The 24546-nt window shown below is 70.5% G+C and carries 28 protein-coding genes; 20 read left to right on the top strand and 8 right to left on the bottom strand.

Translation table 11 applies throughout. The features are described 5' to 3' along the window. Positions 1 to 82 precede the first annotated feature (82 nt). The 15 genes from rpmE (at position 83) to PCC79_RS09525 (ending at position 12214) form a co-directional block, all read left to right on the top strand. The gene (gene rpmE / locus PCC79_RS09595) at positions 83 to 292 is read left to right on the top strand and encodes a 50S ribosomal protein L31 (RefSeq protein ID WP_232547733.1); all 210 of its coding nucleotides are present in this window, start codon (positions 83 to 85) and stop codon (positions 290 to 292) included. Between the two features lie 102 nt (positions 293 to 394). Next, a complete protein-coding gene (prfA, locus tag PCC79_RS09590) occupies positions 395 to 1468 on the top strand; it encodes a peptide chain release factor 1 (RefSeq protein WP_232547734.1) in 1074 nt (357 codons plus the stop codon). A gap of 1 nt (position 1469) precedes the next feature. Further along, a complete protein-coding gene (gene prmC, locus PCC79_RS09585) occupies positions 1470 to 2309 on the top strand; it encodes a peptide chain release factor N(5)-glutamine methyltransferase (RefSeq protein ID WP_342371685.1) in 840 nt (279 codons plus the stop codon). Then, on the top strand, positions 2306 to 3046 hold the full coding sequence (locus PCC79_RS09580; RefSeq protein ID WP_232547736.1) for an L-threonylcarbamoyladenylate synthase: 741 nt from the start codon (positions 2306 to 2308) through the stop codon (positions 3044 to 3046). The genes prmC and PCC79_RS09580 overlap by 4 nt, the downstream gene beginning before the upstream one ends. Further along, positions 3047 to 4147: an MraY family glycosyltransferase gene (locus PCC79_RS09575; protein WP_342371684.1), complete on the top strand. Its 1101-nt coding sequence runs from the start codon at positions 3047 to 3049 to the stop codon at positions 4145 to 4147. Further along, a complete protein-coding gene (locus PCC79_RS09570) occupies positions 4140 to 4583 on the top strand; it encodes a hypothetical protein (protein WP_342371683.1) in 444 nt (147 codons plus the stop codon). The genes PCC79_RS09575 and PCC79_RS09570 overlap by 8 nt, the downstream gene beginning before the upstream one ends. Positions 4584 to 4760: 177 nt before the next feature. Continuing rightward, a complete protein-coding gene (gene atpB, locus PCC79_RS09565; protein WP_232547739.1) occupies positions 4761 to 5573 on the top strand; it encodes a F0F1 ATP synthase subunit A in 813 nt (270 codons plus the stop codon). Between the two features lie 50 nt (positions 5574 to 5623). Further along, a complete protein-coding gene (gene atpE / locus PCC79_RS09560) occupies positions 5624 to 5857 on the top strand; it encodes an ATP synthase F0 subunit C (protein ID WP_232547740.1) in 234 nt (77 codons plus the stop codon). A 14-nt stretch (positions 5858 to 5871) separates the two neighbouring features. Continuing rightward, complete coding sequence (locus PCC79_RS09555) at positions 5872 to 6417, top strand: F0F1 ATP synthase subunit B (RefSeq protein ID WP_232547741.1); 546 nt, start codon at positions 5872 to 5874, stop codon at positions 6415 to 6417. Then, positions 6414 to 7208: a F0F1 ATP synthase subunit delta gene (locus tag PCC79_RS09550; protein WP_232547742.1), complete on the top strand. Its 795-nt coding sequence runs from the start codon at positions 6414 to 6416 to the stop codon at positions 7206 to 7208. The genes PCC79_RS09555 and PCC79_RS09550 overlap by 4 nt, the downstream gene beginning before the upstream one ends. Before the next feature lie 47 nt (positions 7209 to 7255). Beyond that, positions 7256 to 8887 (top strand): F0F1 ATP synthase subunit alpha, encoded by a 1632-nt coding sequence (atpA, locus tag PCC79_RS09545; RefSeq protein ID WP_342371682.1) that lies wholly within the window; start codon positions 7256 to 7258, stop codon positions 8885 to 8887. Between the two features lie 4 nt (positions 8888 to 8891). Then, positions 8892 to 9803 (top strand): F0F1 ATP synthase subunit gamma, encoded by a 912-nt coding sequence (locus PCC79_RS09540; protein ID WP_232547744.1) that lies wholly within the window; start codon positions 8892 to 8894, stop codon positions 9801 to 9803. 20 nt (positions 9804 to 9823) lie between these two features. Next, complete coding sequence (gene atpD, locus PCC79_RS09535) at positions 9824 to 11287, top strand: F0F1 ATP synthase subunit beta (RefSeq protein WP_232547745.1); 1464 nt, start codon at positions 9824 to 9826, stop codon at positions 11285 to 11287. A gap of 1 nt (position 11288) precedes the next feature. After that, positions 11289 to 11708, top strand: coding sequence for a F0F1 ATP synthase subunit epsilon (locus tag PCC79_RS09530; RefSeq protein WP_232547746.1), 420 nt, complete (start codon positions 11289 to 11291; stop codon positions 11706 to 11708). 59 nt (positions 11709 to 11767) lie between these two features. Further along, complete coding sequence (locus PCC79_RS09525; RefSeq protein WP_342371681.1) at positions 11768 to 12214, top strand: DUF2550 domain-containing protein; 447 nt, start codon at positions 11768 to 11770, stop codon at positions 12212 to 12214. Positions 12215 to 12224: 10 nt separating this feature from the next. Here the strand turns inward: PCC79_RS09525 and PCC79_RS09520 are convergent, their stop codons facing one another. Further along, on the bottom strand, positions 12225 to 12896 hold the full coding sequence (locus tag PCC79_RS09520; RefSeq protein WP_232547748.1) for a cob(I)yrinic acid a,c-diamide adenosyltransferase: 672 nt from the start codon (positions 12894 to 12896) through the stop codon (positions 12225 to 12227). A gap of 132 nt (positions 12897 to 13028) precedes the next feature. Here PCC79_RS09520 and PCC79_RS09515 point away from each other — a divergent pair, with 132 nt between their 5' ends. After that, positions 13029 to 13790: a peptidylprolyl isomerase gene (locus PCC79_RS09515; protein ID WP_342371680.1), complete on the top strand. Its 762-nt coding sequence runs from the start codon at positions 13029 to 13031 to the stop codon at positions 13788 to 13790. Here PCC79_RS09515 and PCC79_RS09510 read toward each other — a convergent pair. Both PCC79_RS09510 and PCC79_RS09505 read right to left on the bottom strand, forming a co-directional pair. Continuing rightward, on the bottom strand, positions 13780 to 14589 hold the full coding sequence (locus tag PCC79_RS09510; protein ID WP_342371679.1) for an alpha/beta fold hydrolase: 810 nt from the start codon (positions 14587 to 14589) through the stop codon (positions 13780 to 13782). The two genes, PCC79_RS09515 and PCC79_RS09510, sit on opposite strands and share 11 nt — an antisense overlap. Beyond that, on the bottom strand, positions 14589 to 14864 hold the full coding sequence (locus PCC79_RS09505; protein WP_232547751.1) for a hypothetical protein: 276 nt from the start codon (positions 14862 to 14864) through the stop codon (positions 14589 to 14591). Before PCC79_RS09505 ends, PCC79_RS09510 begins: the two co-directional genes overlap by 1 nt. A 31-nt stretch (positions 14865 to 14895) precedes the next feature. Between PCC79_RS09505 and nucS the strand changes: the two genes are divergently transcribed. Then, on the top strand, positions 14896 to 15591 hold the full coding sequence (gene nucS / locus PCC79_RS09500; protein ID WP_232547752.1) for an endonuclease NucS: 696 nt from the start codon (positions 14896 to 14898) through the stop codon (positions 15589 to 15591). Here the strand turns inward: nucS and PCC79_RS09495 are convergent. The 3 genes from PCC79_RS09495 to mce all read right to left on the bottom strand — a co-directional run bounded on the left by PCC79_RS09495 (position 15588) and on the right by mce (position 18679). Next, positions 15588 to 16805 carry an AI-2E family transporter gene (locus tag PCC79_RS09495; protein ID WP_232547753.1) on the bottom strand — a complete coding sequence of 406 codons (1218 nt, stop codon included), beginning with the start codon at positions 16803 to 16805 and terminating at the stop codon, positions 15588 to 15590. The two genes, nucS and PCC79_RS09495, sit on opposite strands and share 4 nt — an antisense overlap. Positions 16806 to 16921: 116 nt before the next feature. After that, entirely contained in the window at positions 16922 to 18064 is a 1143-nt protein-coding gene (locus PCC79_RS09490) for a DivIVA domain-containing protein (protein ID WP_232547754.1), read from the bottom strand. Positions 18065 to 18226: 162 nt separating this feature from the next. Beyond that, the gene (gene mce, locus PCC79_RS09485; RefSeq protein ID WP_342371678.1) at positions 18227 to 18679 is read right to left on the bottom strand and encodes a methylmalonyl-CoA epimerase; all 453 of its coding nucleotides are present in this window, start codon (positions 18677 to 18679) and stop codon (positions 18227 to 18229) included. Between the two features lie 187 nt (positions 18680 to 18866). Between mce and PCC79_RS09480 the strand changes: the two genes are divergently transcribed. Both PCC79_RS09480 and PCC79_RS09475 read left to right on the top strand, forming a co-directional pair. Further along, positions 18867 to 19022, top strand: coding sequence for a hypothetical protein (locus tag PCC79_RS09480; protein WP_232547756.1), 156 nt, complete (start codon positions 18867 to 18869; stop codon positions 19020 to 19022). A 1-nt stretch (position 19023) separates the two neighbouring features. Then, a complete protein-coding gene (locus PCC79_RS09475; protein ID WP_342371677.1) occupies positions 19024 to 19563 on the top strand; it encodes a PH domain-containing protein in 540 nt (179 codons plus the stop codon). Between the two features lie 397 nt (positions 19564 to 19960). Here the strand turns inward: PCC79_RS09475 and PCC79_RS09470 are convergent, their stop codons facing one another. Further along, positions 19961 to 20941 carry an IS3 family transposase gene (locus PCC79_RS09470; protein WP_342371676.1) on the bottom strand — a complete coding sequence of 327 codons (981 nt, stop codon included), beginning with the start codon at positions 20939 to 20941 and terminating at the stop codon, positions 19961 to 19963. Positions 20942 to 21939: 998 nt separating this feature from the next. Then, positions 21940 to 23568 carry a phosphoglucomutase (alpha-D-glucose-1,6-bisphosphate-dependent) gene (pgm, locus tag PCC79_RS09465; protein WP_342371675.1) on the bottom strand — a complete coding sequence of 543 codons (1629 nt, stop codon included), beginning with the start codon at positions 23566 to 23568 and terminating at the stop codon, positions 21940 to 21942. A gap of 92 nt (positions 23569 to 23660) precedes the next feature. Between pgm and PCC79_RS09460 the strand changes: the two genes are divergently transcribed. Next, the gene (locus PCC79_RS09460; protein ID WP_342371674.1) at positions 23661 to 24545 is read left to right on the top strand and encodes a tetratricopeptide repeat protein; all 885 of its coding nucleotides are present in this window, start codon (positions 23661 to 23663) and stop codon (positions 24543 to 24545) included. The last annotated feature ends 1 nt before the right edge of the window (position 24546 follow it).

Genomic DNA, 24546 nt, shown 5'->3' with positions numbered 1-24546 from the left:
CGGTTCCGGTTCACGCCGCGGCTCTCCGCAGGGCCCAGCTCGACTGAGGCGACCCGGGCCGCACGAGACACCAGGAGAAATCATGAAGCAGGGTATCCACCCCGAGTACGTCGAGACGCAGGTCACGTGCACCTGCGGCAACACCTTCACCACGCACAGCACCAAGGGCGACGGCACCATCCGCGCCGAGGTGTGCTCCGCCTGCCACCCCTTCTACACGGGCAAGCAGAAGATCCTCGACACGGGCGGCCGCGTGGCCCGCTTCGAGAAGCGCTACGGCAACAAGAAGTAAGCCGTCGTCTGGGCGCCGGGTGGTGGGGGAGCATCCCCACCCCCGGCGCTTTGCGCGACCGGGCGCACGCCATCGGGAGCCGAGCGACACACAGGAGGGGTCATGTTCGAGGCTGCGGCCGGGCTGCGTGAGGAGTACGCGGCCCTGGAGAGCCAGCTCGCCGACCCCGCGACCCACGCCGACCTGGCGGTGGCGCGCCGCGCGGGGCGTCGTTACGCCGAGCTCACGCCCATCGTCTCGGCCCTGGCCGAGCACGAGCAGGTGACCGCCGACCTGGCGGCGGCCCGGGAGCTGGCCGCCGAAGACGCCGCGTTCGCCGACGAGGCAGCCTCGCTGGCGACTGCCCTCGACGGTGTCACCGAACGGCTGGCCGCCCTGTTGGCCCCCCGCGACCCGCACGACAGCGCCGATGCCCTGCTCGAGATCAAGTCGGGCGAGGGCGGTGAGGAGTCGGCGCTCTTCGCCGGCGACCTGTTCCGCATGTATGCCCGCTACGCCGAGCAACAGGGGTGGAAGGTCGAGGTGCTCGACGCCGTCGAGACCGACCTGGGCGGCTACAAGTCGCTCACCCTGGTGGTGAAGGCAACCGGCTCGGGGGCGGGGCCGCGCCCCTACGGCGTGCTGAAGTTCGAGGGCGGCGTCCATCGCGTGCAACGGGTTCCCGTCACCGAGACCCAGGGCCGCGTGCACACCTCGGCCGCCGGCGTCCTCGTGATGCCCGACCTGGAGGACGACACCGAGGTCGCGATCGACCCCGACGACCTGCGCATCGACGTGTACCGCAGCTCCGGCAAGGGCGGGCAGGGCGTCAACACGACCGACTCCGCGGTGCGGATCACCCATCTACCCACGGGCGTGGTCGTGACGTGCCAGAACGAGCGCTCCCAGTTGCAGAACAAGGCCTCGGCGCTGCGCATCCTGCGCGCCCGGCTGGTGGCCCACGCCGAGGAGCAGGCGGCTGCGGAGGCGTCCGCGAGCCGCCGCTCTCAGGTGCGCACGGTGGATCGCAGCGAGCGCATCCGCACCTACAACTTCGGCGAGAACCGCATCGCCGACCACCGCGTCGGCTACAAGGCCTACAACCTCGACCAGGTGCTGGCCGGCGACCTGCAGGCCGTCATTGATGCCCTGCAGGCGGCCGACCTCGCCGAGCGGCTCGGCGCCGTGGAGGGCTGAGGTGCGCCCCTCCGCCCTGGTCGCCCGGGTGAGCGCCGCGCTGGGGTCGGCCGCGGAGGCGCGCACGCTCGTCGCCCACGCGCTGGGCACGGAGCCCGCTCGCCTTCCGCTGGCCCCGGACGCCACCCCCGCCCAGATCGACCGGCTCGACGCGCTGGTCGGACGCCGCCACGCCGGGGAGCCGGTGCAACACCTCACCGGGGAGGCGTTCTTCCGCACCGTGCGCGTCGCGGTGGGGCCCGGGGTGTTCGTGCCCCGGCCCGAGACCGAGGTGATGACCGGCTGGGCGCTCGACCGGCTCGCCGAAGGGAATACAGCCGTACCCCGCGTGGTGGAGCTGTGCGCGGGCTCCGGCGCGATCAGCCTCGCGTTGGTCACGGAGCGACCCGGGCTCGACGCGCATGCCGTCGAGTTCAGCGCGGACGCCGTGGGCTACCTGCGGCGCAACCTGGCCGGGACGGGCGTCACGGTGGCGCACGGTGACATGGCCGACGCGTTCGGCGAGCTCGACGGCACGGTGGACCTCGTGATCGCCAACCCGCCCTACGTCCCGGTCGGGCACTGGGCCGACATGCCGGCCGACGTCCGCGACCACGACCCCCTCGAGGCGCTCGTCTCGGGTGAGGACGGCCTGGACGCGATGCGGGTGGTGGCCCGGGTGGCGGCCCGCCTGCTGCGGCCCGGCGGCTGGGTGTGTGCCGAGCACGCGGAGGTGCAGGAGCGCTCGGCGCCGGAGGTGTTCGTGCGCCACGGCGGCTTCGTCCGCGTGCGCGATGAGCGCGACCTGCTCGGCAGGCCGCGGTTCGTCACGGCCGTCCGGGCTGGCAGGATGGCCCCGTGAACGACCGCATCTGGAGCACCGGGGCCGATCTCGAGGCGGCCTACGACGCCGCCACGGACGCCGTGGCCGCGGGGCAGGTCATCGTGCTGCCCACCGACACCGTCTACGGGGTGGGGGCAGACGCCCTGAATGCCGAGGCGGTGCAGCGCCTGTTGGACGCCAAGCAGCGTGGCCGGGAGTTCCCCCCGCCGGTGCTGGTGGCGGAGGTGCCCATGCTCCGGGCGCTCGCCGAGGGCGTGGACGACCGCGTCCGGGCGCTGGCCGAGGCCTTCTGGCCGGGCGCGCTGACGCTCGTCCTGCGGTCGGCCCCCACCTTGCGGATGGATCTGGGGGATCGGGGCGACACCATCGCCGTCCGCGTGCCCGACCACGACCTCACGCGGGAGTTGCTGCGCCGCACCGGCCCGCTCGCGGTCAGCAGCGCCAACGTCCACGGCGCGGACGCCGCGCTCACCGCCGAGGACGCCGCCGCCCAGCTCGGCGATGCGGTGGCGGTCTACCTCGACGGGGGCCCCGGCAGTGGGCCGGTGCCGTCCACGATCGTCGACCTCACCGGCGAGCAGGCGCGGGTGCTTCGTGAGGGGCGCATCACCGTGGCCGACCTGAACAACGCCGTACCGGGGCTCATCCCCGAACCCGAGCCGGGGGCGGCTGAGCCGGAGGCGTCCGTGCCCGCAGAGGCCGTACCCGAACAGGTCGCACAGGGGGAGGCCGCACCGGAGGAGGGGAGCGCCTGAGTGCGCGAGTACCTGCTCGTCCTCCTCGTGGCCGCCGGGGTCACCTACGTCACGGCGAGCCTGGCCCGCCGCGTCGCCTTCCGCTACCAGGCGGTCGCGCTGGTGCGCGACCGGGACGTGCACACCAAGCCCATCCCGTACTTCGGCGGCATCGCGATGCTGGCCGGCACCACCGCGTCGCTGGTGCTGGCCACGAACCTCCCCTGGTTGGGGCGGTTCGAGCTGGTGCAGCGCGACGCGTGGGCGGTGTTCTGGGCGTGCGTGCTCATCGTGACCGTCGGCGTCGTCGACGACATGTTCGAGCTGGGCGCGCTGGCGAAGATGTCGGGGCAGGTGCTGGCCGCCGGCATCGTCGTCCTCAACGGCGTGAAGTTCTACTGGATCCCGTTGCCCGGCCGCATCATCTCCCTCGACGACGTGAGCGCCATCGCCCTGGCCGTCTTCGTCATCGTCTTCTGCGTGAACGCCATCAACCTGATGGACGGCCTCGACGGGCTCGCCGCCGGGGTGGTCGCCATCGGCGCCGCAGCGTTCTTCGTCTACGCGTACCTGCTGAGTTTCGAACAGGGTCTCGTGCGGGCGACGACCAGCTCCCTGCTCACCGTGGGGCTCGTGGGAGTCTGCCTGGGGTTCCTGCCCCACAACGTGCACCGGGCCCGCATGTTCATGGGCGACTCCGGGTCGATGCTGTTGGGCTTCTTGCTGGCGACCTCGATGATCTCGCTCACGGGGCAGCTCGACCCGTCCCGCATCGACGCCCACGAGGCCGCGTTCACCAGCGCCTACCTGCCCCTCATCCTGCCTGTCGCCGCCATGGCGCTGCCGTTCATCGACCTGGTGAGCGCGTACGTCCGTCGCACGATCGCCGGCAAGCTGTGGTTCCAGGCCGACAAGCAGCACCTGCACCACCGGATGCTCCAGCGCGGGCACTCCCACGGTGCCGCCGTCGCGCTGTTGTGGCTGTGGTCGGCCGTCATTGCGTTCGGGGTCGTGGCGATCGGCATCACCGAGGCGTGGTGGGCCTGGGCCCTGCTGCTGGGCGGCATCGTCCTCGCGGCCGGGTTGACGTTCCGCCGACGCGAGGTGGGTGCGGGTGTCTGACAAGCCGATGAGCCCCGCCGCCCGGCGCGCGCAGCGTCTGCTGGTGGGCGGGCTGGCGGGGGGCCACCTGGTCGCCTTGGCCGTGGTGGCGGGGTTCGCCGTGGCCGGTGGGGCCTCCGCGGCGGCGTCGGCCCTGCTGGGGGCGGGGGCCACGCTGGTGTTCTACACGGTCGGGCTCGGCGTCCAGGTCGCCGTCGCGGACGCCCCACCGCGGACGGTGCTGTGGGCATCCCTGGCGTCCTACGTGCTGCGCGTGAGCGTGTTCGGCCTCCTCCTCGGCGTCGCGCTCACCCGGGTGGACGCCCTGGCCTGGGTGGATGACGTGGCGTTGGTGGTGGGCACCATCGGGGCCCTGCTGGGCTGGCTGGTGGCCGAGGTGTGGGTGTACTCCCGCCTCCGCATCCCCACCTACCACGAGCCTCGCCACGATGGCTGAATCTCCGCCCGGCTGATGTGACTCCGCTCCGGGGCGCTGCTAGGGTTTCTCCCGATGGACGGGCGGTCTGCCCGCACGCCCGCCGCGCGGGTGTCGCGCATGCACCGCCTGCTCCAGGCAGGGCGCTCAGAGTTGCGCTCGGTTGGGCGCGCACACCACGAGGGTCGAGGAGGCAGCATGGGCGGAGTGATCCCTCCCTTGGAGGCGGAGTTCTGGCCGCCGGGGGAGCACAGCTTCGACTCACGCCCCCTGCTGCCCGGCGTGCTGCCGGACTGGGTGAACAACCACGCGTTCCAGGCCGTCTTCAGCGTCGTCCTCGTGATTCTGTTCTGGTGGTGGATGACGCGTCGTCAGACGATCGTCCCCGGGCGCAAGCAGGCGGTGGGCGAGATGCTCTACGACCTGATCCGCAACGGCATCGCGCGTGACATTCTCGGCCCCCAGTTCCGCGCCTATCTGCCCTTCCTGGTGGCGCTGTTCTCGTTCATCTGGGTGAACAACCTGTTCGGCCAGTTCTTCTTGTTCATGTTCCCGACGATGTCGAAGATCGGCTACGTCTGGGCGTTGGCGCTGATCGCGTGGTTGGTCTACAACGGCGCGGGCATCCGCAAGCACGGGTTCTTCGGCTACCTCAAGCATGCGACGCTGCCGGCGGGGGTCCCCAAGTTCCTGTGGTGGCTCATCATCCCGTTGGAGTTCCTGTCCAACATCATCGTCCGGCCGCTCACCCTCGGTCTGCGTCTGTTCGCCAACCTGTTCGCCGGCCACCTGGTCATCGTCGTGTTCGTCGTGGGTGGCACGCTGCTGCTGACGGCGACGGAACCGTTGGCCGGGTTCTCCGTGCCGCTGCTGACCACCGCCGGCGTCGTCTCGTTGTTGTTCAGCTTCGCGATCTTCGCCCTGGAGCTCCTCATCGGTGCCATCCAGGCGTACATCTTCACCGTCCTGACCGCCCAGTACGTGGCCTCGGCGATCGCCGAGGACCACTGACCCAACCCGTCTTTCGCCCGAAAGAAACCGTCCGAAAGGAACCAACACCCATGCTCCCCACTCTGCTGGAGATCAACATCAACGGCTCGATCAACATGATCGGCTACGCGCTGGCGACCCTCGGCCCGGCCATCGGCGTGGCGTGGATCTTCGCATCGGTCATCAACGGCACGGCGCGTCAGCCCGAGGCCCGTGGCGCCATGATGGGCACCGCGTGGATCGGCTTCGCCGTGGTCGAGGCGCTCGCCATCATCGGCATCGCCCTCGCCTTCGTGCTGCAGTGATCTGAGGATCGCCCATGCTGCCCCTTGCAGGAGAATCACCGCTGGGCCCGCTCCTCCCCGAACACTGGGAGGAGTTCTGGATCGGGCTGGCGCTCTTCGCGATCGTGTACTTCGCGATCGCGAAGTTCATCGTCCCGAAGTTCGAGCAGACGTACGCGGAGCGCACCGCCGCCATCCAGGGCGGCATCGAGAAGGCGGAGGCCGCGCAGGCCGAGGCGTCCGCCGCGCTCGAGGAGTACCGCGCCCAGCTCGCCACCGCTCGCGACGAGGCCTCCCGCATCCGTGAGGAGGCCAAGACCCAGGGTGCGGCGATCATCGCCGACATGCGCCAGCAGGCGGCCGACGAGTCGAATCGCATGCTCGCCAACGCGAAGGCACAGATCGACGCCGAGCGCGCCGCGGCCGTCAACGCGCTGCGCACCGAGGTGGGCGGGCTGGCCACCACACTGGCCGGCCGGATCGTCGGGGAGTCCCTCGACGACGACGAGCGCGCCCGCCGCACGGTCGACCGCTTCATCGCCGACCTCGAGCAGCAGCCCGCCGGGGTGGAGCACGCATGAGCGCCGCCGCCGCCTCCCGGCTCTCGGCCCTCGACGGCGTCCTGGACGCGCGGACGCCCAGCGTCACGCTCGCCCTGGAGCTGTTCGAGTTGGCGGACGCCATCGCCGTCCAGCCGGCGCTGCGGCGTGCGTTGACCGATCCCGGGACGCCGGACGACGCGCGTGCCGACCTGGTGGGGGCGCTGTTCGGCCCCCGCACGGGGCCGGACGCCGTGGCCGTGCTCGCCGAGACCGCGCGGACGCGCTGGTCGACGCCGCGGGAGTTCGTCGCCGCTCTCGAGCGCCAGGCCGTCCGGGCCCTGCTCGTGACGGCGCAGGGCAACGGCGAGCTGGACGAGGTGGAGGACCAGCTGTTCCACATCGAGCGGCTGGTGGACGCGCACCCCGACCTCCGCTCGGCGATCAGCGACCGACGCAGCAGCCTCACCGCCCGGGCCGACCTGATCGGCGGTCTGGTGGACGGGCGAGTTCTCCCCGTCGTCGCGCAACTGGCGAGGCGCGCCGTCGCCGCCCACCGCCGGACGTTCGCGCTGACGGTGGAGGAGTACCTCACCCTCGCCGCCGACCTGCGTTCGCGGGCCGTGGCGACCGTCGAGGTGGCGCGACCCCTCACCGACGAGCAGCTTGACCGCCTCACCACCGCGCTCAGCCGCCAGGCCGGGCGCGACGTCACCGTGCGGGTGGTCGTCGATCCGTCGGTGATCGGCGGGGCACGGGTGACGCTCGGTGACGAGGTCATCGAGGGCACCGTCGCCGGACGCCTGCACGACGCCCACCGCAAGCTGGGCTGACCCCACTCACGTACCAACCCATCCGAAGAAGCGAAGGACACCAAGCCATGGCGGAACTCACGATCCGGCCCGACGAGATCCGGGCCGCGCTCGACCGGTTCGTCCAGAACTACACCCCCGACGTCGCGACCCGCGAGGAGATCGGCGTCGTCACGACGTCCGGCGACGGCATCGCCCGCGTCGAGGGCCTGCCGTCGGCGATGGCCAACGAGCTGCTGGAGTTCGCCAACGGCACCCTGGGCATCGCCCAGAACCTCGACGTCCGCGAGATCGGCGTCGTCGTGCTCGGCGACTCCGAGGGCATCGAGGAGGGCTCGACGGTGCGGCGCACGGGCGAGGTGCTCAGCATCCCCGTGGGCGAGGGCTACCTGGGCCGCACCATCGACGCGATGGGCAACCCGATCGACGGCCTCGGCGACATCGCCGACGTCGAGGGGCGCCGCGTCCTGGAGCTGCAGGCCGCCGGCGTCATGGATCGCCAGGAGGTCCGCGAGCCGTTGCAGACCGGCATCAAGGCCATCGATGCGATGATCCCGATCGGCCGCGGCCAGCGCCAGCTGATCATCGGCGACCGCAAGACGGGCAAGACCGCCATCGCGGTCGACACGATCATCAACCAGCGCGCGAACTGGGCGTCGGGTGACCCGACCAAGCAGGTGCGCTGCATCTACGTGGCGATCGGTCAGAAGGGCTCCACCATCGCGGCCCTCCGCAAGACGCTCGAGGACGCGGGCGCGATGGACTACACGACGATCGTGCACGCCCCGGCGTCCGACCCCGCGGGCTTCAAGTACATCGCCCCGTACGCGGGCTCGGCCATCGGCCAGCACTGGATGTACGCCGGCAAGCACGTCCTGATCATCTTCGACGACCTCACCAAGCAGGCCGAGGCGTACCGCGCCATGTCGCTGCTGCTGCGCCGTCCGCCCGGCCGCGAGGCGTACCCCGGCGACGTCTTCTACCTCCACAGCCGTCTGCTGGAGCGCTGCGCGAAGCTCTCCGACGAGCTCGGCGGCGGCTCGATGACCGGCCTGCCGATCATCGAGACGAAGGCCAACGACGTGTCGGCCTACATCCCGACCAACGTGATCTCGATCACCGACGGCCAGATCTTCCTGCAGTCCGACCTGTTCAACGCCAACCAGCGTCCGGCCATCGACGTGGGCATCTCGGTGTCCCGCGTCGGCGGTGCCGCGCAGGTGAAGGCGATGAAGAACACCGCCGGCACCCTGAAGATCGGCCTGGCCCAGTACCGCGACATGCAGGCGTTCGCCATGTTCGCGTCCGACCTGGACGCCGCCTCGCGTCGCCAGCTCGAGCGCGGGGCGCGGCTCACCGAGCTGCTGCGCCAGCCGCAGTACTCCCCGTACCCGGTGGCCGAGCAGGTCGTCAGCGTGTGGGCGGGCACGAACGGCCACTTCGACGACATCGAGGTCTCCGACGTGCTGCGCTTCGAGCAGGAGCTCCTGGAGCACCTGCGCCTGAACACGCCGATCATCGCGACCCTCGCCGAGACGAACGTGTGGGACGACGACACGGCCGCAGCCGTGACGCGGGAGATCGCCGTCGTCAAGCAGCAGTTCCACGCCGATCGACACGGCGTGACCGACGACGAGCAGCACGCACGCGCCATCGAGGAGGACTCCTTGGAGTCCGAGCAGATCGTGGTCGAGGGCTGAGCGCATGGCAGCCAGTCTCAGGGAGCTGCGGCAGCGGCGTCAGTCGGTCACCTCGACGAAGAAGATCACCCAGGCCATGGAGCTGATCGCCGCGTCCAAGGTCATCCGCGCGCAACAGTCGGCCCGGCGGGCCGCGCCGTACACCCAGGAGCTGACCTCCGCGGTGGCGGCCGCGGCCGTGGCCCTGCCCGGTCAGATCGATCACCCGCTCATCAACCCCGTGCCCCAGGTGCGGCGCGTCGCGCTGCTCATGATCACGTCGGACCGGGGCATGAATGGGGCCTACAGCTCCAACGTCATCAAGGCGGCCGCCCGCATGCGCAAGCGGCTGGAGTCCCAGGGCATCGAGGTGTACCGCTACGCGGTTGGCCGCAAGATCATCCAGTACAACACGTTCCGCAGCCTCCCCATGGTGGCGACGTGGGAGGGCTTCTCCGACTCGCCCACCTACGCGCACGCGCACGAGATCGCCGACCGGTTGATGGCCGACTTCCTCAAGCCCTACGAGGAGGGGGGCGTCGACGAGATCCATGCCGTGTACACGCGCATGGAGTCGATGCTGACGCAGACGCCCACCGTCCGTCGCCTCCTCCCGCTCGAGGTCGTGAAGGCGTCCGCCACCGATGCGACGCCGACGGTGGAGTACACCCCGCAGTACAGCTTCGAGCCCGACCCGGAGACGGTGCTGGACTCGCTGATGCCGCTCTACATTCGCAGCCGGGTGTGGTTCTACCTGCTGCAGTCGGCAGCCTCGCAGCTGGCCAGCCAGCAGCGGGCCATGAAGTCGGCCACGGACAACGCCAACCAACTCATCGAGACCCTGACCCGCCAGGCCAACCAGGCGCGTCAGGCCGAGATCACCCAGGAAATCACCGAGATCGTCGGCGGCGCCAGCGCGCTGGCCGAGTCGAGCTAGGACCGAGGAAGCGAGAAGACATGACCCTGACTGCTGAGAACCCGACCGAGGCCCGGGGCGCTGCCGGCGTCGGCCGCGTGGCCCGCGTCATCGGTCCGGTGGTGGACGTCGAGTTCCCCGCCGACCAGATGCCCGACATCCTCAACGCCCTGCGCATCCGCATCACGGACGCCGGCGAGCTCGACCGCGAGGTGACCGCCGAGGTCGCCCTCCACGTTGGCGACAACATCGTGCGCGCCATCTCGCTGAAGCCCACCGACGGCATGCGCCGCGGCACCGAGGTGGTCGACACCGGCGCCCCGATCTCGGTGCCCGTCGGCGACGTCACGAAGGGCCGCGTCTGGAATGTGACCGGTGACTGCCTGAACGAGGATCTCGCGGCGTCCGGCGTCGAGATCGCCGAGCGCTGGCCGATCCACCGCCAGGCCCCGAAGTTCGACCAGCTCGAGAGCAAGACCGAGATGCTGGAGACCGGCATCAAGGTGCTCGACCTCCTGACGCCCTACGTGCAGGGCGGCAAGATCGGCCTGTTCGGCGGCGCGGGCGTCGGCAAGACGGTGCTCATCCAGGAGATGATCTACCGCATCGCCCACAACTTCGGCGGCACCTCGGTGTTCGCCGGTGTGGGGGAGCGCACCCGCGAGGGCAACGACCTCATCCACGAGATGATCGAGGCCGGCGTCATGAAGGACACTGCCCTCGTGTTCGGCCAGATGGACGAGCCGCCGGGCACGCGTCTGCGCGTCGCCCTGTCGGCGCTGACCATGGCCGAGTACTTCCGCGACGTCGAGAACCAGGACGTGCTGCTGTTCATCGACAACATCTTCCGGTTCACCCAGGCGGGCTCCGAGGTGTCCACGCTGCTGGGCCGCATGCCGTCCGCCGTGGGTTACCAGCCCAACCTGGCCGACGAGATGGGCCAGCTGCAGGAGCGCATCACCTCGACCCGTGGCCACTCCATCACCTCGATGCAGGCAATCTACGTGCCGGCCGACGACTACACCGACCCGGCTCCGGCCACGACGTTCGCCCACCTGGACGCCACCACGGAGCTCAGCCGTGACATCGCCAGCCGTGGCCTCTACCCGGCCGTGGACCCGCTGACGTCGACCTCGCGCATCCTCGACCCGCAGTTCGTGGGTCAGCAGCACTACGACACGGCGACCCGCGTCAAGCAGATCCTCCAGCGCAACAAGGAACTGCAGGACATCATCGCCATCCTGGGTGTCGACGAGCTCTCCGAGGAGGACAAGATCGTCGTCGGACGCGCCCGGCGCATCCAGCAGTTCCTCAGCCAGAACACCTACATGGCGACCAAGTTCACGCAGATCGAGGGCTCCACGGTGCCGCTGGCCGACACCATCGAGTCGTTCACGATGATCTGCGACGGCGAGGTCGACCACGTGGCCGAGCAGGCGTTCTTCAACGTCGGCGGCATGGACATGGTCATGGAGAACTGGGACCGCATCCAGAAGGAGGGCTGACATGGCGTTGCCGGACAGCCTGCTGCGCGTCGAGGTGGTGAGCGCGGACGGCGTCATCTGGGAGGGTGAGGCCGAGTCCGTGATCGCCCGGACGACGGAGGGTGACATCGGCATCCTCCCCAACCACGAGCCGTTGCTCGCGGTGCTCGTCCCGTCGGCCGCCGAAGTGCTGTCGAGCGAGGGCAACCGCGAGATCGTGGCGCTGGACGGCGGGTTCCTGTCCGTCGCCGGCAACCGCGTCGCCATCCTCAGCGGTTATGCGAAGATGGCCCAGGAGATCACCCTCGCGGACGCCGAAGTCGAGCTCGCCGAGGCGACGAAGAACCTCGAGGCTGGTCACAACGACGAGACGACCAAACACCACTTCGACCGCGCGACGGCCCAGGTGAAGGCCGCGCACCGCATGGCGGGGCGCCACTGATCCGCAGCGGCCCGGCCCTGGCGGCCGAGCGGCGTTGACGACAGCCTGGAGGGGCACACATGGGCGACTGGGTCATCCTGACCGAGATCGCCCTGCTCGTCGTCCTGGCGGCAATCGTGGTGCCCGTCGTCGGCCTGTTCGCCCGGCGTCGGTGGCTCTCCAGTCGCGGACGGGTGTTCGACTGCGCGCTGCGCCGCGGCCCGCACCCCCGGGGCTCCGGTTGGATGCTGGGCACGGCGCGCTACAGCGCCAACCGCCTGTCGTGGTACCGCACCTACAGCCTCGCCATCCGGCCTCGGGTCGAGCTCGGCCGCGACGAGATCGAGGTGGTCCGCGTCCATCCCGCGACGGCGCACGAGAAGCGCGACCTGTTGCCGGATTCGATCGTCGTCGACCTGGGTGGGCGGCACGGTGGCACGCAGATCGCGATGGACCGTGACCACCTGACGGCCTTCCTCAGCTGGGCCGAGGCCGCCGCCCCCGGGGGTGGTCTGCGCGGGGCTTGACCTCCCCGGCTCAGGCGCCCGTGTCGGCGTCCGCCTTGTTCCCACCAGCGCGCTCGATGCGGGCCCGCTGCCGCTCGGCACGGGCACCGACGGGGGCGCGGTCCTTGCCCGGCACCCACAAGACATCGCCGGCGTCGCTGTTCACCGCGCGAGCCAGGATGAACAGCAGGTCGCTGAGCCGGTTGAGATAAGTCAGCGCCAGCGGGTTCACCCCGCCGTGCTCCGGGGCGAGTCCGTGTTCCTGCGCCGCCGCCCACCCGGCCCGCTCGGCGCGGCGCACCACGGTGCGCGCCACGTGCAGGTGGGCCCCGGCGGGGGTCCCCCCGGGCAGGATGAACGACACCAGGTCGGGCAGCGGCTCACCGAAGGTGTCGCACCACTCCTCCAGACGGTCGATCGAGGCCTGTTCGATGCGCAGCGGCGGCCACGCCGGGTCGGGCACCACCGGGTTGGACAGGTCGGCGCCCACGTCGAAGAGCTCGTTCTGGATCGCGGCGAGCGCATCCGCCATCGCGCGAGGCACCCCCGCGGTGGTGAGCGCGACGCCCAGAATGCTGTTCGCCTCGTCCACCGCGCCGTAGGCCTCGACGCGGGCGTCCGTCTTCGGCACCTCGCTCATGTCGGAGAGCCGGGTGTGGCCCGCGTCACCGGTCCGGGTGTAGATCCGCGTGAGGTTCACCATGGTCACCACCCTAGGCCCCCACGCTGCCCCCGGGTGGTCCGACCCCGTCCCGTGGGCGTCCCCGAGCGGTCGGCCCGACGGTCGATGGCACTGCGATGATGGGGCACCGTGATCGTGTGGCACAGTGGAGCGGTGATCTCTCGCTCCCGCCTCCCCCTCACACTGCTCGCGGCCGCGGCGCTGGCCACCGGCTGCGCCACCACCCCGGCGGCCGCGCCGACGGACGCGGCCCCCACGGGCGCGACCACGTCGGCAGCCACCACGACGCCGACGACGGCCACCACGTCGGGTGACACCGCTGCGCCCGCCGGCACGGTGACGTGCACCTACCTGCCCTCCGGTTCGCCGGCCCGCGCCGTCGATCTCCCGGACGGCCAGGCCGTACCCGCCTCCGGCACCTCCACGGTGACGCTGTCGCTGGGTGGGCAGCCCCTCACTCTCACCCTTGACCGCGCGGCGGCGCCCTGCGCCGTGGCGTCCTTCGAGAGCCTGGCCGCCCAGGGTTACTACGAGGGCACCTCGTGCCACCGACTCGTCACGCAGGGGTTCTTCGTGCTGCAGTGCGGCGACCCGTCCGGCACCGGGCGTGGCGGGCCGGGCTACACCTTCGCCGACGAGCTCGACGCCATTCCGCGGGACGCCGCCGGCTACGGGGAGTACACGGCCGGCACGCTCGCCATGGCGAACGCGGGGGCGAACACCAACGGCTCGCAGTTCTTCATCGTCTACGAGGACTCCACCTTGCCGCCCGCCTACACGATCTTCGGGCACCTGGATCAGGCATCGGTCGACGTGGTGGCCAACATCGCCGAACAGGGGCACGATGCGGCCCGCGGCGCGGGCGACGGCGTGCCGAACGCTCCCACCGAGATCACCTCGGTCGTCAGCGGCTGACCTCGGGGTCGTCGGCGTCCAGCCCGGCCAGGAACATCGCCAGAGTCTGGGTCACCGCGTCGGGCTGGTCGGCATGCACCCAGTGCGCCGCGTTCTTGATCGTGACGAGTCGCGCGCGGGGGAACAGCGCTCGCATGGGATCCAGGTGCTCATCGCGCACATAGTCGGAGTCGCCGCCCCGCAGCCACAGCGTCGGCCCGTCCCACGGTTCGCCGAGGTCGGACGGCCACGCGCTGATCTCGGCGATCTGATCGCGGATCAGGTCGAGGTTCGGCAGCCAGCGCCAGCGTCCACCGTCGCGATGGAGGTTCTGCAGCAGGAACGCCCGCGTGGCCGGCGCCGTCACCGCCGACGCGAGCTGCGCGTCGGCGTCCGTGCGCCGTTCCAGTGCGTCCAGGTCGACGCCGCGCAGGGCGTCCACATACCTACGGAAGCCGTACCCGCTCTCCGAATGGTCGGGGGCGATGTCGACCACCACCAGCCCGCGCAGCAGCTCCGGATGGCGCAGGGCCAGCGCCATCGCCACCTTGCCGCCCATGGAGTGCCCCACCAGCACCAGTGAGCCGTCGACCAGGCCCCGGGCGCGCAGATCGGCGGCCACCGCGTCCGCCTGGGCCGGATACGCGAGGTCGTCGGTCCACGGGCTGCGGCCGTGGTTGGGCAGGTCGTAGAGGAGGGCGGGCCACCGGTCGGAGAGCCCCTTGGCGACGGTCGCCCAGTTCTTGCCGCGGCCAAGCAGGCCGTGGAGGAAGGCGACGCGCGGCGTCCCGGACCCGACGTGGGTGACGTGGAGTTCCATCAGTGCCGCCGGGCCCAACAGGCGCCGTGCCAGTGCCGGCGGGAGTCGACCGCGCTCGTTTGGCCCAGCGGCGGCTCGACCGGCCACACCACCACGTGGGCCTGGCCCGGGGCGATGGCGTGGCTGCAGCCGGGGCACACGTACGGCTTCACCGACCGGTCTGCGGGGAGGGACTGCACCTGCCAGCGGCCGTCCCGCCGCGACTCCGTGCGGGCGAAACCCGCTGCCGACAGCGGCCGCGCGGGGCGCAGGTGCTTGCTCGGTCGGCGGGCCATGGCTGCCAGCATAGGCCGGTACGCTGTCGTGGTGCGTCTGCTGATCGCCCGGTGCCGCGTCGACTACGCCGGCCGGCTCTCCGCCCACCTGCCCGTGGCGAACCGACTCATCCTGCTCAAGGCGGACGGGTCGGTGTCCATCCATGCCGATGACCGCGCCTACAAGCCGCTGAACTGGATGAGCCCGCCCTGCCGCCTCACGACGCGCGATCCCGACCCCGCCATGGACGCTGAGGCCGGCCTGAACGCCGTCTGGGAGGTGGCGAACACCACGGGCGACAAGCTCGTCATCGCGATCGAGGAGATCCTGCACGACAGCACCCACGAGCTGGGCCTCGACCCCGGGCTGGTCAAGGACGGCGTGGAGGCCCACCTGCAGGCGCTCCTGGCCGAGAATCCCGAGACGTTCGGGGCGGGGTGGACGTTGGTGCGCCGCGAGTACCCGACGGCCGTGGGCCCGGTCGACCTGCTGTTCCGGGACGACACCGGTGCCCACGTGGCCGTGGAGGTGAAGCGGCGCGGTGAGATCGACGGCGTCGAGCAGCTCGCCCGCTATCTGGAGCTCATGAACGCCGACCCGCACCTGCGGCCCGTCCAAGGTGTGTTCGCCGCCCAGCAGATCAAGCCGCAGGCTCGCGTCATGGCCGCGGCCCGCAACATCACGTGCGTGACGGTCGACTACGACGCGCTGCGCGGCATCGACCACGCGGAGGACCGGCTGTTCTAGCGGCGGTCCAGCTCGGGGATCAGCACCTCGCGGTACAGCAGCAACAACGACGCCGCGGTGGGAATCGCGATCAGCGCGCCTGCGATGCCGAACAGGACGCCCCCGCTCAGCGCGGCCAGCACCACCAACGCGCCGGGCACCTGCACCGAGTGCTGGAAGATGCGGGGCTGCAGCAGGTAGGCGTCCACCTGTAGGTAGATGAGGAAGAAGACCAGGGTGGCCAGACCGATCGCCGGTGAGACGGAATAGGCGACGATCGACACGATCACCATGGACGTCGACGGGCCCACGATCGGGATGAACGCGCAGACCATCACGACCACGGCCAGCGCCAGCGAGAGCGAGCCCAGGCCCACGATGTTCAGGAAGAGGAAGGCCGCCAGCGTGGCGCACCCGACGACGATGAACAGCCCGCGGATGTACCCACCGATGCGCACGAAGACCTGGTTGGCGAGGTAGCGCACCCGGGGACGCTTCGACGCGGGCGCCAGCTCGTAGATGGCCGCCTTGATCGCAGGCAGCGAGGCGAGGAAGTAGAGGGTGAGCACCAGGGTGATGACGAGACTCACGACGACGTTCGCGATGGCCAGCCCGGCCCCGAGGAGGCCGCCGAAGACGCCCTCGATCCACGCCCCGGAGAGCACGGTCTCGCTGATGCGATCGACGATGCCGAAGCGTGCGTCGATGTCGGCGAACGCCCCGTTGGCGCGCAGGTCCTCCAGATAACTGGGCATGTTCTGCGCCAGCGCATTGACCTGTTGGGTCACCACGGGCAGCACGGCCCAGGCGCCGAGAACGATGAAGGCCACGAGCAGCAGGGCAACCAGGGTGACCGCCATCGGGCGCGGGACGCCGTGGCGGTGCAGCCACTCCACGCCGGGGTTGAGGCCGAGCGCCAGGTAGAGCGCGAGAATCACGAGGAGCAACACCCACTGCAGCGCGCCGAGCGTGGCCACCAGGGCGAACGCGAGCAGACCACCCAGGGTGGCGAAGAAGCCGATCGCGAACGGCGACTTGTCCAGCAGGTTCGATCGGGGGGACGCCGGCTCGTCGGCCAACGGATCGTACCGGTCAACCTCGGGCGGGGTCGCTGCGGTGAAGCGGCGCAACCACCGACGCCACCGACGCGCTTCGGTGGGCGCCGCGACGCCGGGGGACGCCGCACCCTCCGGGGCGACGGCGTCCGCCCCCGCGATCGGGGCCGGCGCCGTCACGCCCGGTGGCACAGCCGGGGCGGGCGCGAGCGGGGACGGGTCGCCGCTCGCGGGGGCGTCCGCGCTGCGCGAGGTGGTCGGAAGCGGGTCGGGGGGGCGATCCGCTGGGTCGCGCGTCACTGCTCCTCGTGTCCGGAGACGGCCTCGTCAAAGGACGCCGGCCGCTCGTCCGGCGTCTCGTCGCCGGCCGACGGGTCGGTCAGCCCCGCCAACGCGGCGAGCACCGGGCCGGTGTGCTCGTCCTCCGGGAACTCGCTGGTGGTCTCGGTGGCGAGGCTGGACAGCTGGGTCAGCTGGGTCAGCAGCGCCTGCTTGCGCTGCCGAAGCGTGCGCAACTCGCGCTTGAGCTGGTCGTTGCGGGCGACGAGCTCGGAATCCGTGTCGGCCAGCCGGGCCTCGGCGTCGACCTGGGCCTGGTTCAGGATCGCCCGGGCCTCGTCGAGGGCCGCCAGCTTCGTGTTCTCGGCCTCGGCCAGCGCGGCCTGCTGGCGGCCGCGGAGTTGGTCGGCAGCGTCGGCCAGCGCAGCCAGCAGTTCCTGGGAGTGGCTGGTCGCCGCATCGGCGGCCTGGGCGAGTGCCTCGTTCTGGGCCCGGTGCTCCGCGGCCAGCGCGGTGAGGGCCTCCTCGCGCTCCTGGGCCAGGGCGGCCCGCAGGTCGGCGGCCTCGCGCTCGGCGCTCTGGCGCACGGCATCGGCATCGGCCCGCGCCTCGGCGAGCAGGGACTCGGCGCGCCGCTGCGCGTCCTCGATGACCGTGGCGCGATGGGTGTCGGCAGCCTCCCGCAGGCCCGCCGCCTCACTGCGGGCGGCGTCCAGCTCCACCGTCGTCTGACGCTCGAGGTCGCTGCGCAGGCTCCGGAGGGAGTCGATGCCCTCCTGTCGGGCCGCTTGGGCGTGCTGGGACGCCTCGCGCTGCACCCGCTCGGCCTCGGCGCGCGCATCACCGAGCAGACGCTCGGCCCGCAGCTCGGCGCGCTGGACGAGATCGCCCGCCTGGGCCTCCGCGGCCTTGAGGAGTTGGGCGGTGTGGGTGCCGAGGCGGCTGAAGTCGGTGTCGTCGACGCGGAGGTTCGCGGCGGTGAGCTCGCGCTGCACCTCGCGGAGCTGGTGCTTGGCGATCGACAGCTGCCGCTCGATGTCGCGGATGTAGTCATCCACCGCCTTCTTGTCGTAACCCAGCATCGCGTTGGGGAAGCCGCGCACGGCGCTGGCGTTCTCGTCGAACAGGTCGAGGCCGCTGCCTTCGGGATCCTGCGTCATCGGTCGTCCTCTCGGGGGAAGCTCGGGGTGTCTGTTCCGATGCTACCGACCGCGACCGACAAGGCGGCCCGACACGCGCGCCGCCGGACGGTGGCCCGGCGGCGCGTGTCGAAGGGGGAGTGCCCGGGGGCACTTTGTGGGTGGCCGATCAGCGGCTGGCGATCAGTGGGCGGCGGCGGCCGGGGGCTCGACGATCTCGAGCAGGATGCCCCCGGTGCTCTTGGGGTGAGCGAACTGGATGCGCGAGCCGCCCGTGCCGATCTTGGGCGCGTCGTAGAGCAGCGTGACGCCGCGCTCCCGCAGGGTCGCCGAGACGGCGTCGATGTCCTCCACGCGGTAGGCGACCTGCTGGACGCCGCCGCGTCCGCCGTTGCGCTCGAGCCACTTGGCGATGGTCGAGGAGTCGTTGAGCGGGGCCAGGAGCTGGATCTGCGCATTCTGCGCGCCCTGCTCGCCGGTGCCCAGCATCGCCTCCTCGACGCCCTGCTCCTCGTTGGTCTCGCGGTGGAGCACGCGCCAGCCGAAGGTGTCGCAGTGGAGCTTGATGGCCTCGTCGAGGTCGGGAACGGCGTAACCGACGTGGTCGATGCAGACGAAGAGATCCGAATTGTCCATGACTGACAGCCTGCCACGGGCCGTTACGGCCGGCGGGCGTTCGGCAGGACTTCGCCACACTCCCGGGCTCTGGGTGGCGGACGCCGCGGGTCACGGCGCGTTGGCTGTGCACGGGGGGCCGGCAGGGGGCACAATGGCACGGTCCCCTGCACGTGTGTCGTCAGCCAGTCTTCCCCCTGGAGGCCCCATGAGCAAGATCATCAGGACGATCGTGAGTGCGCTGATCGTCATGTTCCTGATCTTCTACCTGTACACCCGACCGGAGGCGGCTGCGGAGTTCGTCAAGGCCATCTTCGGGATCTTCGACGCGATCGGCCGGTTCTTCAACGAGCTCCTTCGCTGACATGGCGCTGTTCGCGGCCTACACCTCGCCGCGCACGCAGCGCCGCCTCCTCACCGAGGAGGGGGAGTTCATCGTCGACGAGGTCGTCAAGCACCCGATCACCCGGGTGGTGCCGACGCTCATCGTGTTCGGCGCGATGGGGCTGCTCCTCCTCATGCCCCTGCTGGGTCATGGCTGGTGGCTCGGCCTGGCGGCGGGCCTCGGCGTCGGCGGCTACGGGTTCTATCGGCTGCACGCCGAGTTCATGGACCGCTTCGTCATCACCAACATGCGCGTCTTCCGTGTGCACGGCATCTTCGACCAGCACATGGCCACGATGCCCATCGCGCGCATCCTCGACATCTCCGTGCGCCAGACCTTCTGGGGCCAACTGTTCGGTTACGGCCACTTCGTCTTCGAGTCCGCGGCGCAGGACCAGGGGTTGAAGGAGATCACCTTCGTCCCTCAGATCGAGACCCGTGACCGCGAGATCCAGCGCATCATCCAGCGCGCCGGTCTGCGCGCGCGCATGAGCCGGGACGACTACTGGGCCGACGTCTGACGTGTCCGGGGTGGGCGGAGCAGGCCGCGTTGCACCCGGTCATCACCGCGTGAGCCCCGAGCGGGACGCGCCTGAGCTCGGGTCCCGCGGGCCCTTGAGCACGCGACGATGCCCAGCGGACGCTGCGCGCTGGCGTCCCTGGTCGGCTTACGGATCCGCCCGACGTTGCAGGCGCCCCCTGGCTCACAGCACCTGACGTTCGCGCCTGATCCCTGCCTTTGCTCGCCCCGCGGCCCAGCCGTTCGCGCAGGTTCCTTCCTGTCCACCCTCGTGTCCTTGGCCTGCTGGCCCCGCGGCCCTGCTGGGAGCACCGGCTCCCTGTCGTTTCCGCCGCCTCCCTACTGTTCCTGTCGCCCCCCTGCTCGAAGCCCACCTCCCCAGCGTTGCACGGAATGAATCAAGCTGTTTGGGACAGTTGGGTTGGGGGTTGGTTGATCCAGACGTGGTCTGGGGGTGTGGGGGTTTTCGGGGGTTTGGGGTGGCGGGTGGGGTGTTTGGCGGCGTAAGCGGTTTTGGTGGTGGTCCACAGGTCGTGGGTGGTGGGCCAGGTGCCGTCATGGACGCGGGCGGGGGTGTGACCGGCCAGGCCTGCGTGGTGATGGTGGTTGTTGTAGTGGTCGAAGAAGGCGGTGAACCAGGCTTGGGCCTGGTCGATGGTGTCGAACCGGCCGGGGTAGGCGAGGTCGTACTTCACGGTTTTGAAGACGGCTTCAGCGAACGGGTTGTCGTTGGACACTCGGGGCCGGGAGTGGGACGTGGTGATGTGCAACAACCTGAACATGTCGGTGAGGGTGCCGGCACGCATCGGGGAGCCGTTGTCGGCGTGGATGACCGCAGGAACGCAGTGTTGGTCGGTGAACGCCTTTTGGAACATGTCTTTGGCCAGGTCGGGCCGTTCGTGGTGTTCGACCCGGTGCGCGACCACGTAGCGGGAGTACAGATCGATCGCGACATACAGCTTGAACCAGATCCGTCCCGGGCCCTGCACGTTGGTGATGTCCCAACACCACACCTGCCGGGGCGCGGTCGCGTGCAGGCGTGGCGCATGACGCCGGCCCCTGACACCGGTCCGGGTCCGTTGTCGACGACGATCGGTGGACTGCCCGGCTCGCCGCATGATCCGGTGCATCGTGGCCAGCGAGCACAGGTACTCCCCGCGATCGAGCAGATGGTAGAACCCTTCCCTGATCGACATGTCGGCCACGTCCTCAGCGTTCAACCTAGCCACGACAGCTTCAGTCTCGGCAGGGGCGAGCCGCTGGGGATAGTTCCGCTCCGCGTGCGGCACCACCACCCCACCAGCCGGGTTCGGGTTGCGATACCGATACAGCGTGGACCGCGACACCCCGAGCCAGCGACATGCCTGGACCACGCTCACCCCAACCCCTTCGAGGGACGTGGCGGTATCGAGGGCAAACTCGAGGTATCGGAATCGGCCAGCCACGCCGGCCGGCCCGGCACCGGTGGAGGCTCCGGTTGGGTCTGGTTCTGATCCGCGTTCTTGGCCAACCCCTCCAAGAACGCGGCAGCTTTTCCCAAGATGTCAGCAGCCGCTCTGGACTGCTCCAACTCCACCTTGAGGCGTTCATTCTGCCGGCGGAGCCGTTCCAGCTCCTGCCGCTCCTCATACGTCAACACGCCCCTCCGATCCCCACGCGAACGAGCCGGGTCAGGCTCCGTGATCAACCCAGCCGCCCGCTGCTGCACCCACGAGTTCATCGTGTACGACGACACCCCGATTCGCCGACAAAACGCCACCCGACTCCCTCGTTCCAGACACTGGTCATACTCCAACAACAACGCCCAACGCTGCTGCGGGGTGAACTTGCTCGAACGAGACGGCCGGAACGGAACATCATCGTTATCCATCATCAATCCTCTCCACCACCCCGCTGTCCCACAACAGGCTGACACGCAGGGTGCAACGGCAGGGTGGTGGACCGCAGGCAGGGAGGCGGAAAGAGCGCCAGGGGGGCGCCGAGAACGGCAGGGTGGCGGGTACCCTGCGGCGCGGCAAGGTTGAGGTGAGGTGAAATCGCATTGAGGGTCACGCGGCTCGGAAATGGATCGGGACCGAAAACCCTGCACAAGACCGCACCTCCATCACGGCTGAGATTCGGGCCGAGAACGTCGCCCCGCGCGCCTCCTCGACGCAGATCGCGCCTGCGGCGTCGAACGGACGGGTTGTGCATGGGTTGTCGACAGGATTGGGGCCTGTAGCGTTGAGAAGCCCGACGTGAGCATGGGTTGTCGACGGAAATCGGGTCTGCGGCGTCGAGAACGCGGGCTTGTGCATGGGTTGGCGACCCGGGCCGTGACGCAGCAAGGGCCCGGGCGGATCGCCCGGGCCCTCGCCGCTGACCTGCGGCGATGCCGTCAGTTCAGCACGGCGTCCACGACCTCCTTGGCCTCCTTCTGCACCTGCGCGAGGTGGTCGGCGCCCTTGAAGGACTCGGCGTAGATTTTGTAGACGTCCTCCGTGCCGGACGGCCGCGCGGCGAACCAGGCGCTCTCGGTCACGACCTTCAGCCCACCGATGGCCGCACCGTTGCCGGGCGCCTCGGTGAGCTTGGCCGTGATCTCCTCACCGGCCAGCTCGGTCGCGGTCACATCCGCCGGCGAGAGCTGCCCGAGCTTGGCCTTCTGCTCCCGGTTGGCCGGGGCGTCCACGCGTGCGTAGGCGGTGGAGCCGAACTCCGCCTCCAGCTCGCGGTAGTGCTCGCTCGGCGTCTTGCCGGTGACGGCCAAGATCTCCGAGGCGAGCAGGTCGAGCAGCAGCCCGTCCTTGTCCGTCGTCCACGTTTCGCCCTTCAGCGTCAGGAAGGACGCCCCCGCGGACTCCTCGCCGCCGAAGCCGATCGTGCCGTCCGAGAGGCCCGGCACGAACCACTTGAACCCCACGGGAACCTCCACCAGGCGTTTGCCGAGCTTGCGGGCGACGTTGTCGATCATCGAGCTCGACACGAGCGTCTTGCCGATCCCGGTGTCCGGCCCCCACCCGTCGCGGTGGCTGAACAGGTACTGGATCGCCACGGCCAGGTAGTGGTTGGGATTCATCAGGCCGGCGTCCGGGGTCACGATGCCGTGCCGGTCGGCGTCCGCGTCGTTGCCGGTGGAGAGGTCGTAGGCGTCCCGGTTGCCGATGAGGGAGGCCATGGCGTACGGGCTGGAGCAGTCCATGCGGATCTTGCCGTCCCAGTCCAGCGTCATGAACGGCCAGGCCGGGTCGACCGTGGGGTTCACCACCGACAGCCCGAGGTCGAGCTTGTCCGCGATGTACTCCCAGTACTGCACGGACGCCCCACCCATCGGGTCGGCGCCGATGGAGAGCCCCGCGTTGCGGATGGCGTCCAGGTCGATGATGGTGGCGAAATCGTCGCAGTAGGGCGTCCGGTAGTCGTGCCGCGTGATCTCTGACGCGATCCGCTCGTAGGGCGTCCGCTTGGCCGACGCCGCGCCCGCCAACAGCTCGTTCGCCCGGGCGGCGATGACCTTGGTCGCGTCGGAGTCGGCCGGGCCGCCGTGCGGCGGGTTGTACTTGAAGCCGCCGTCGGTGGGCGGGTTGTGGGAGGGGGTGACGACGATGCCGTCGGCGCGGGGGCCGTCGTGATCGCGGTTGTAGACGATGATCGCCCGCGACACCGCCGGGGTGGGGGTGTACTCGTCCTCGCGCTCGGCGCGCACGTCGACCCCGGCCGCGTGCAGCACCTCCAGCGCCGTCTTCCACGCCGGCAGGCTCAGCCCGTGGGTGTCCTTGCCGATGAACAGCGGGCCGGTCACCCCCTGGGATGCGCGGTACTCCACGATCGCCTGCGTCGTCGCCGCGATGTGGGCCTCGTTGAAGGCCGACTTCAGGCTCGACCCCCGGTGCCCGGACGTGCCGAACACCACCTGCTGGTCGGGGTTGGCCGGGTCGGGGACCAGGTCGTAGTAGGCCGCAATCAGCGCGTCGATGTCGGTGAGGTCGCCGGGTTCGGCGACGTGTCCTGCTCGTTCGTGCACCATGGGCCCCATCATGCCCCCTCGCGCGGCCCCCCGCCCGCGGTTGGGCGAACCCGATTCCGGGCGGTCGGCGTCCGGGTGGAACAATGGCAGGCATGACGTCTCTCCCGTTCGCCGGTGGTGCCATGGACCTGTCCACGCTCAAGCCCGCGCCCCCCGCGCCCGCCGGCGCCACCTACGTGACCACCGCCGACGACCGCACCTTCGAGTCCGTGCTCGGCCTGTCGATGAAGCACCCGCTGGTCGTGGAGTTCACCTCGCCGCGGGCCAACGCCCAAGCGCTCAGCGACGTCCTCGACACCTTGGCCAACGAGGCCGGTGGCGCCTATCTGCTGGTGCGCGTCGACGTGGACGCCGCGTCCGGCATCGCTCAGGCGCTCGGCATCCAGGCGGTGCCGATGGTCGTCGGCGTGGTGGGCGGGCAGCTCGCCCCCCTGTTCCAGGGCACGGCGGACGCCGCCGACGCCAAGGCCGCCATCGACCAGTTGCTGCAGGTCGCCGCCGCCAACGGCCTCACCGGTCATGCCCAGCCCCTGGCGCCCGCCGCGGGTGAGGAGACGGCCGGCCCCGACCCGCGCTTCGAGGCCGCCGACGCCAAGCTGGCTGCCGGCGACTTCGCGGGCGCCGTGGCGGAGTTCGACCGTCTGCTGGCGGCCAACCCGGCGGACGCGGAGGCCTCGGCCGGTCGGGCCCAGGCGCGCCTGCTGGTGCGCATCCAGGAGGTGGACGCCGCCGGGGTGGTCGAGCGGCTCAACGCCGATCCCAACGACGTCGAGGCTGCGTTGGCCGTGGCCGATCTGGAGGTGGCCAACGGCGACGTCGCTGCCGCCTTCGGTCGTCTCATCGAGTTGGTGCGTGCGTCGACGGGGGAGCAGCGCGACACCGTGCGCACCCGTCTGCTCGAGCTGTTCGAGACCGTCGGCGGCACCGATCCGGCTGTGCTCAAGGCGCGGCGCGACCTGACGTCCGCGCTCTTCTGAG

The organism is Propioniciclava soli, from assembly GCF_038502305.1.
GTDB classification, from domain to species: domain Bacteria; phylum Actinomycetota; class Actinomycetes; order Propionibacteriales; family Propionibacteriaceae; genus Propioniciclava; species Propioniciclava soli.
The sequence above is the reverse complement of the archived record's forward strand: the minus strand, read 5'-3'. Positions and strand labels throughout refer to the sequence as shown.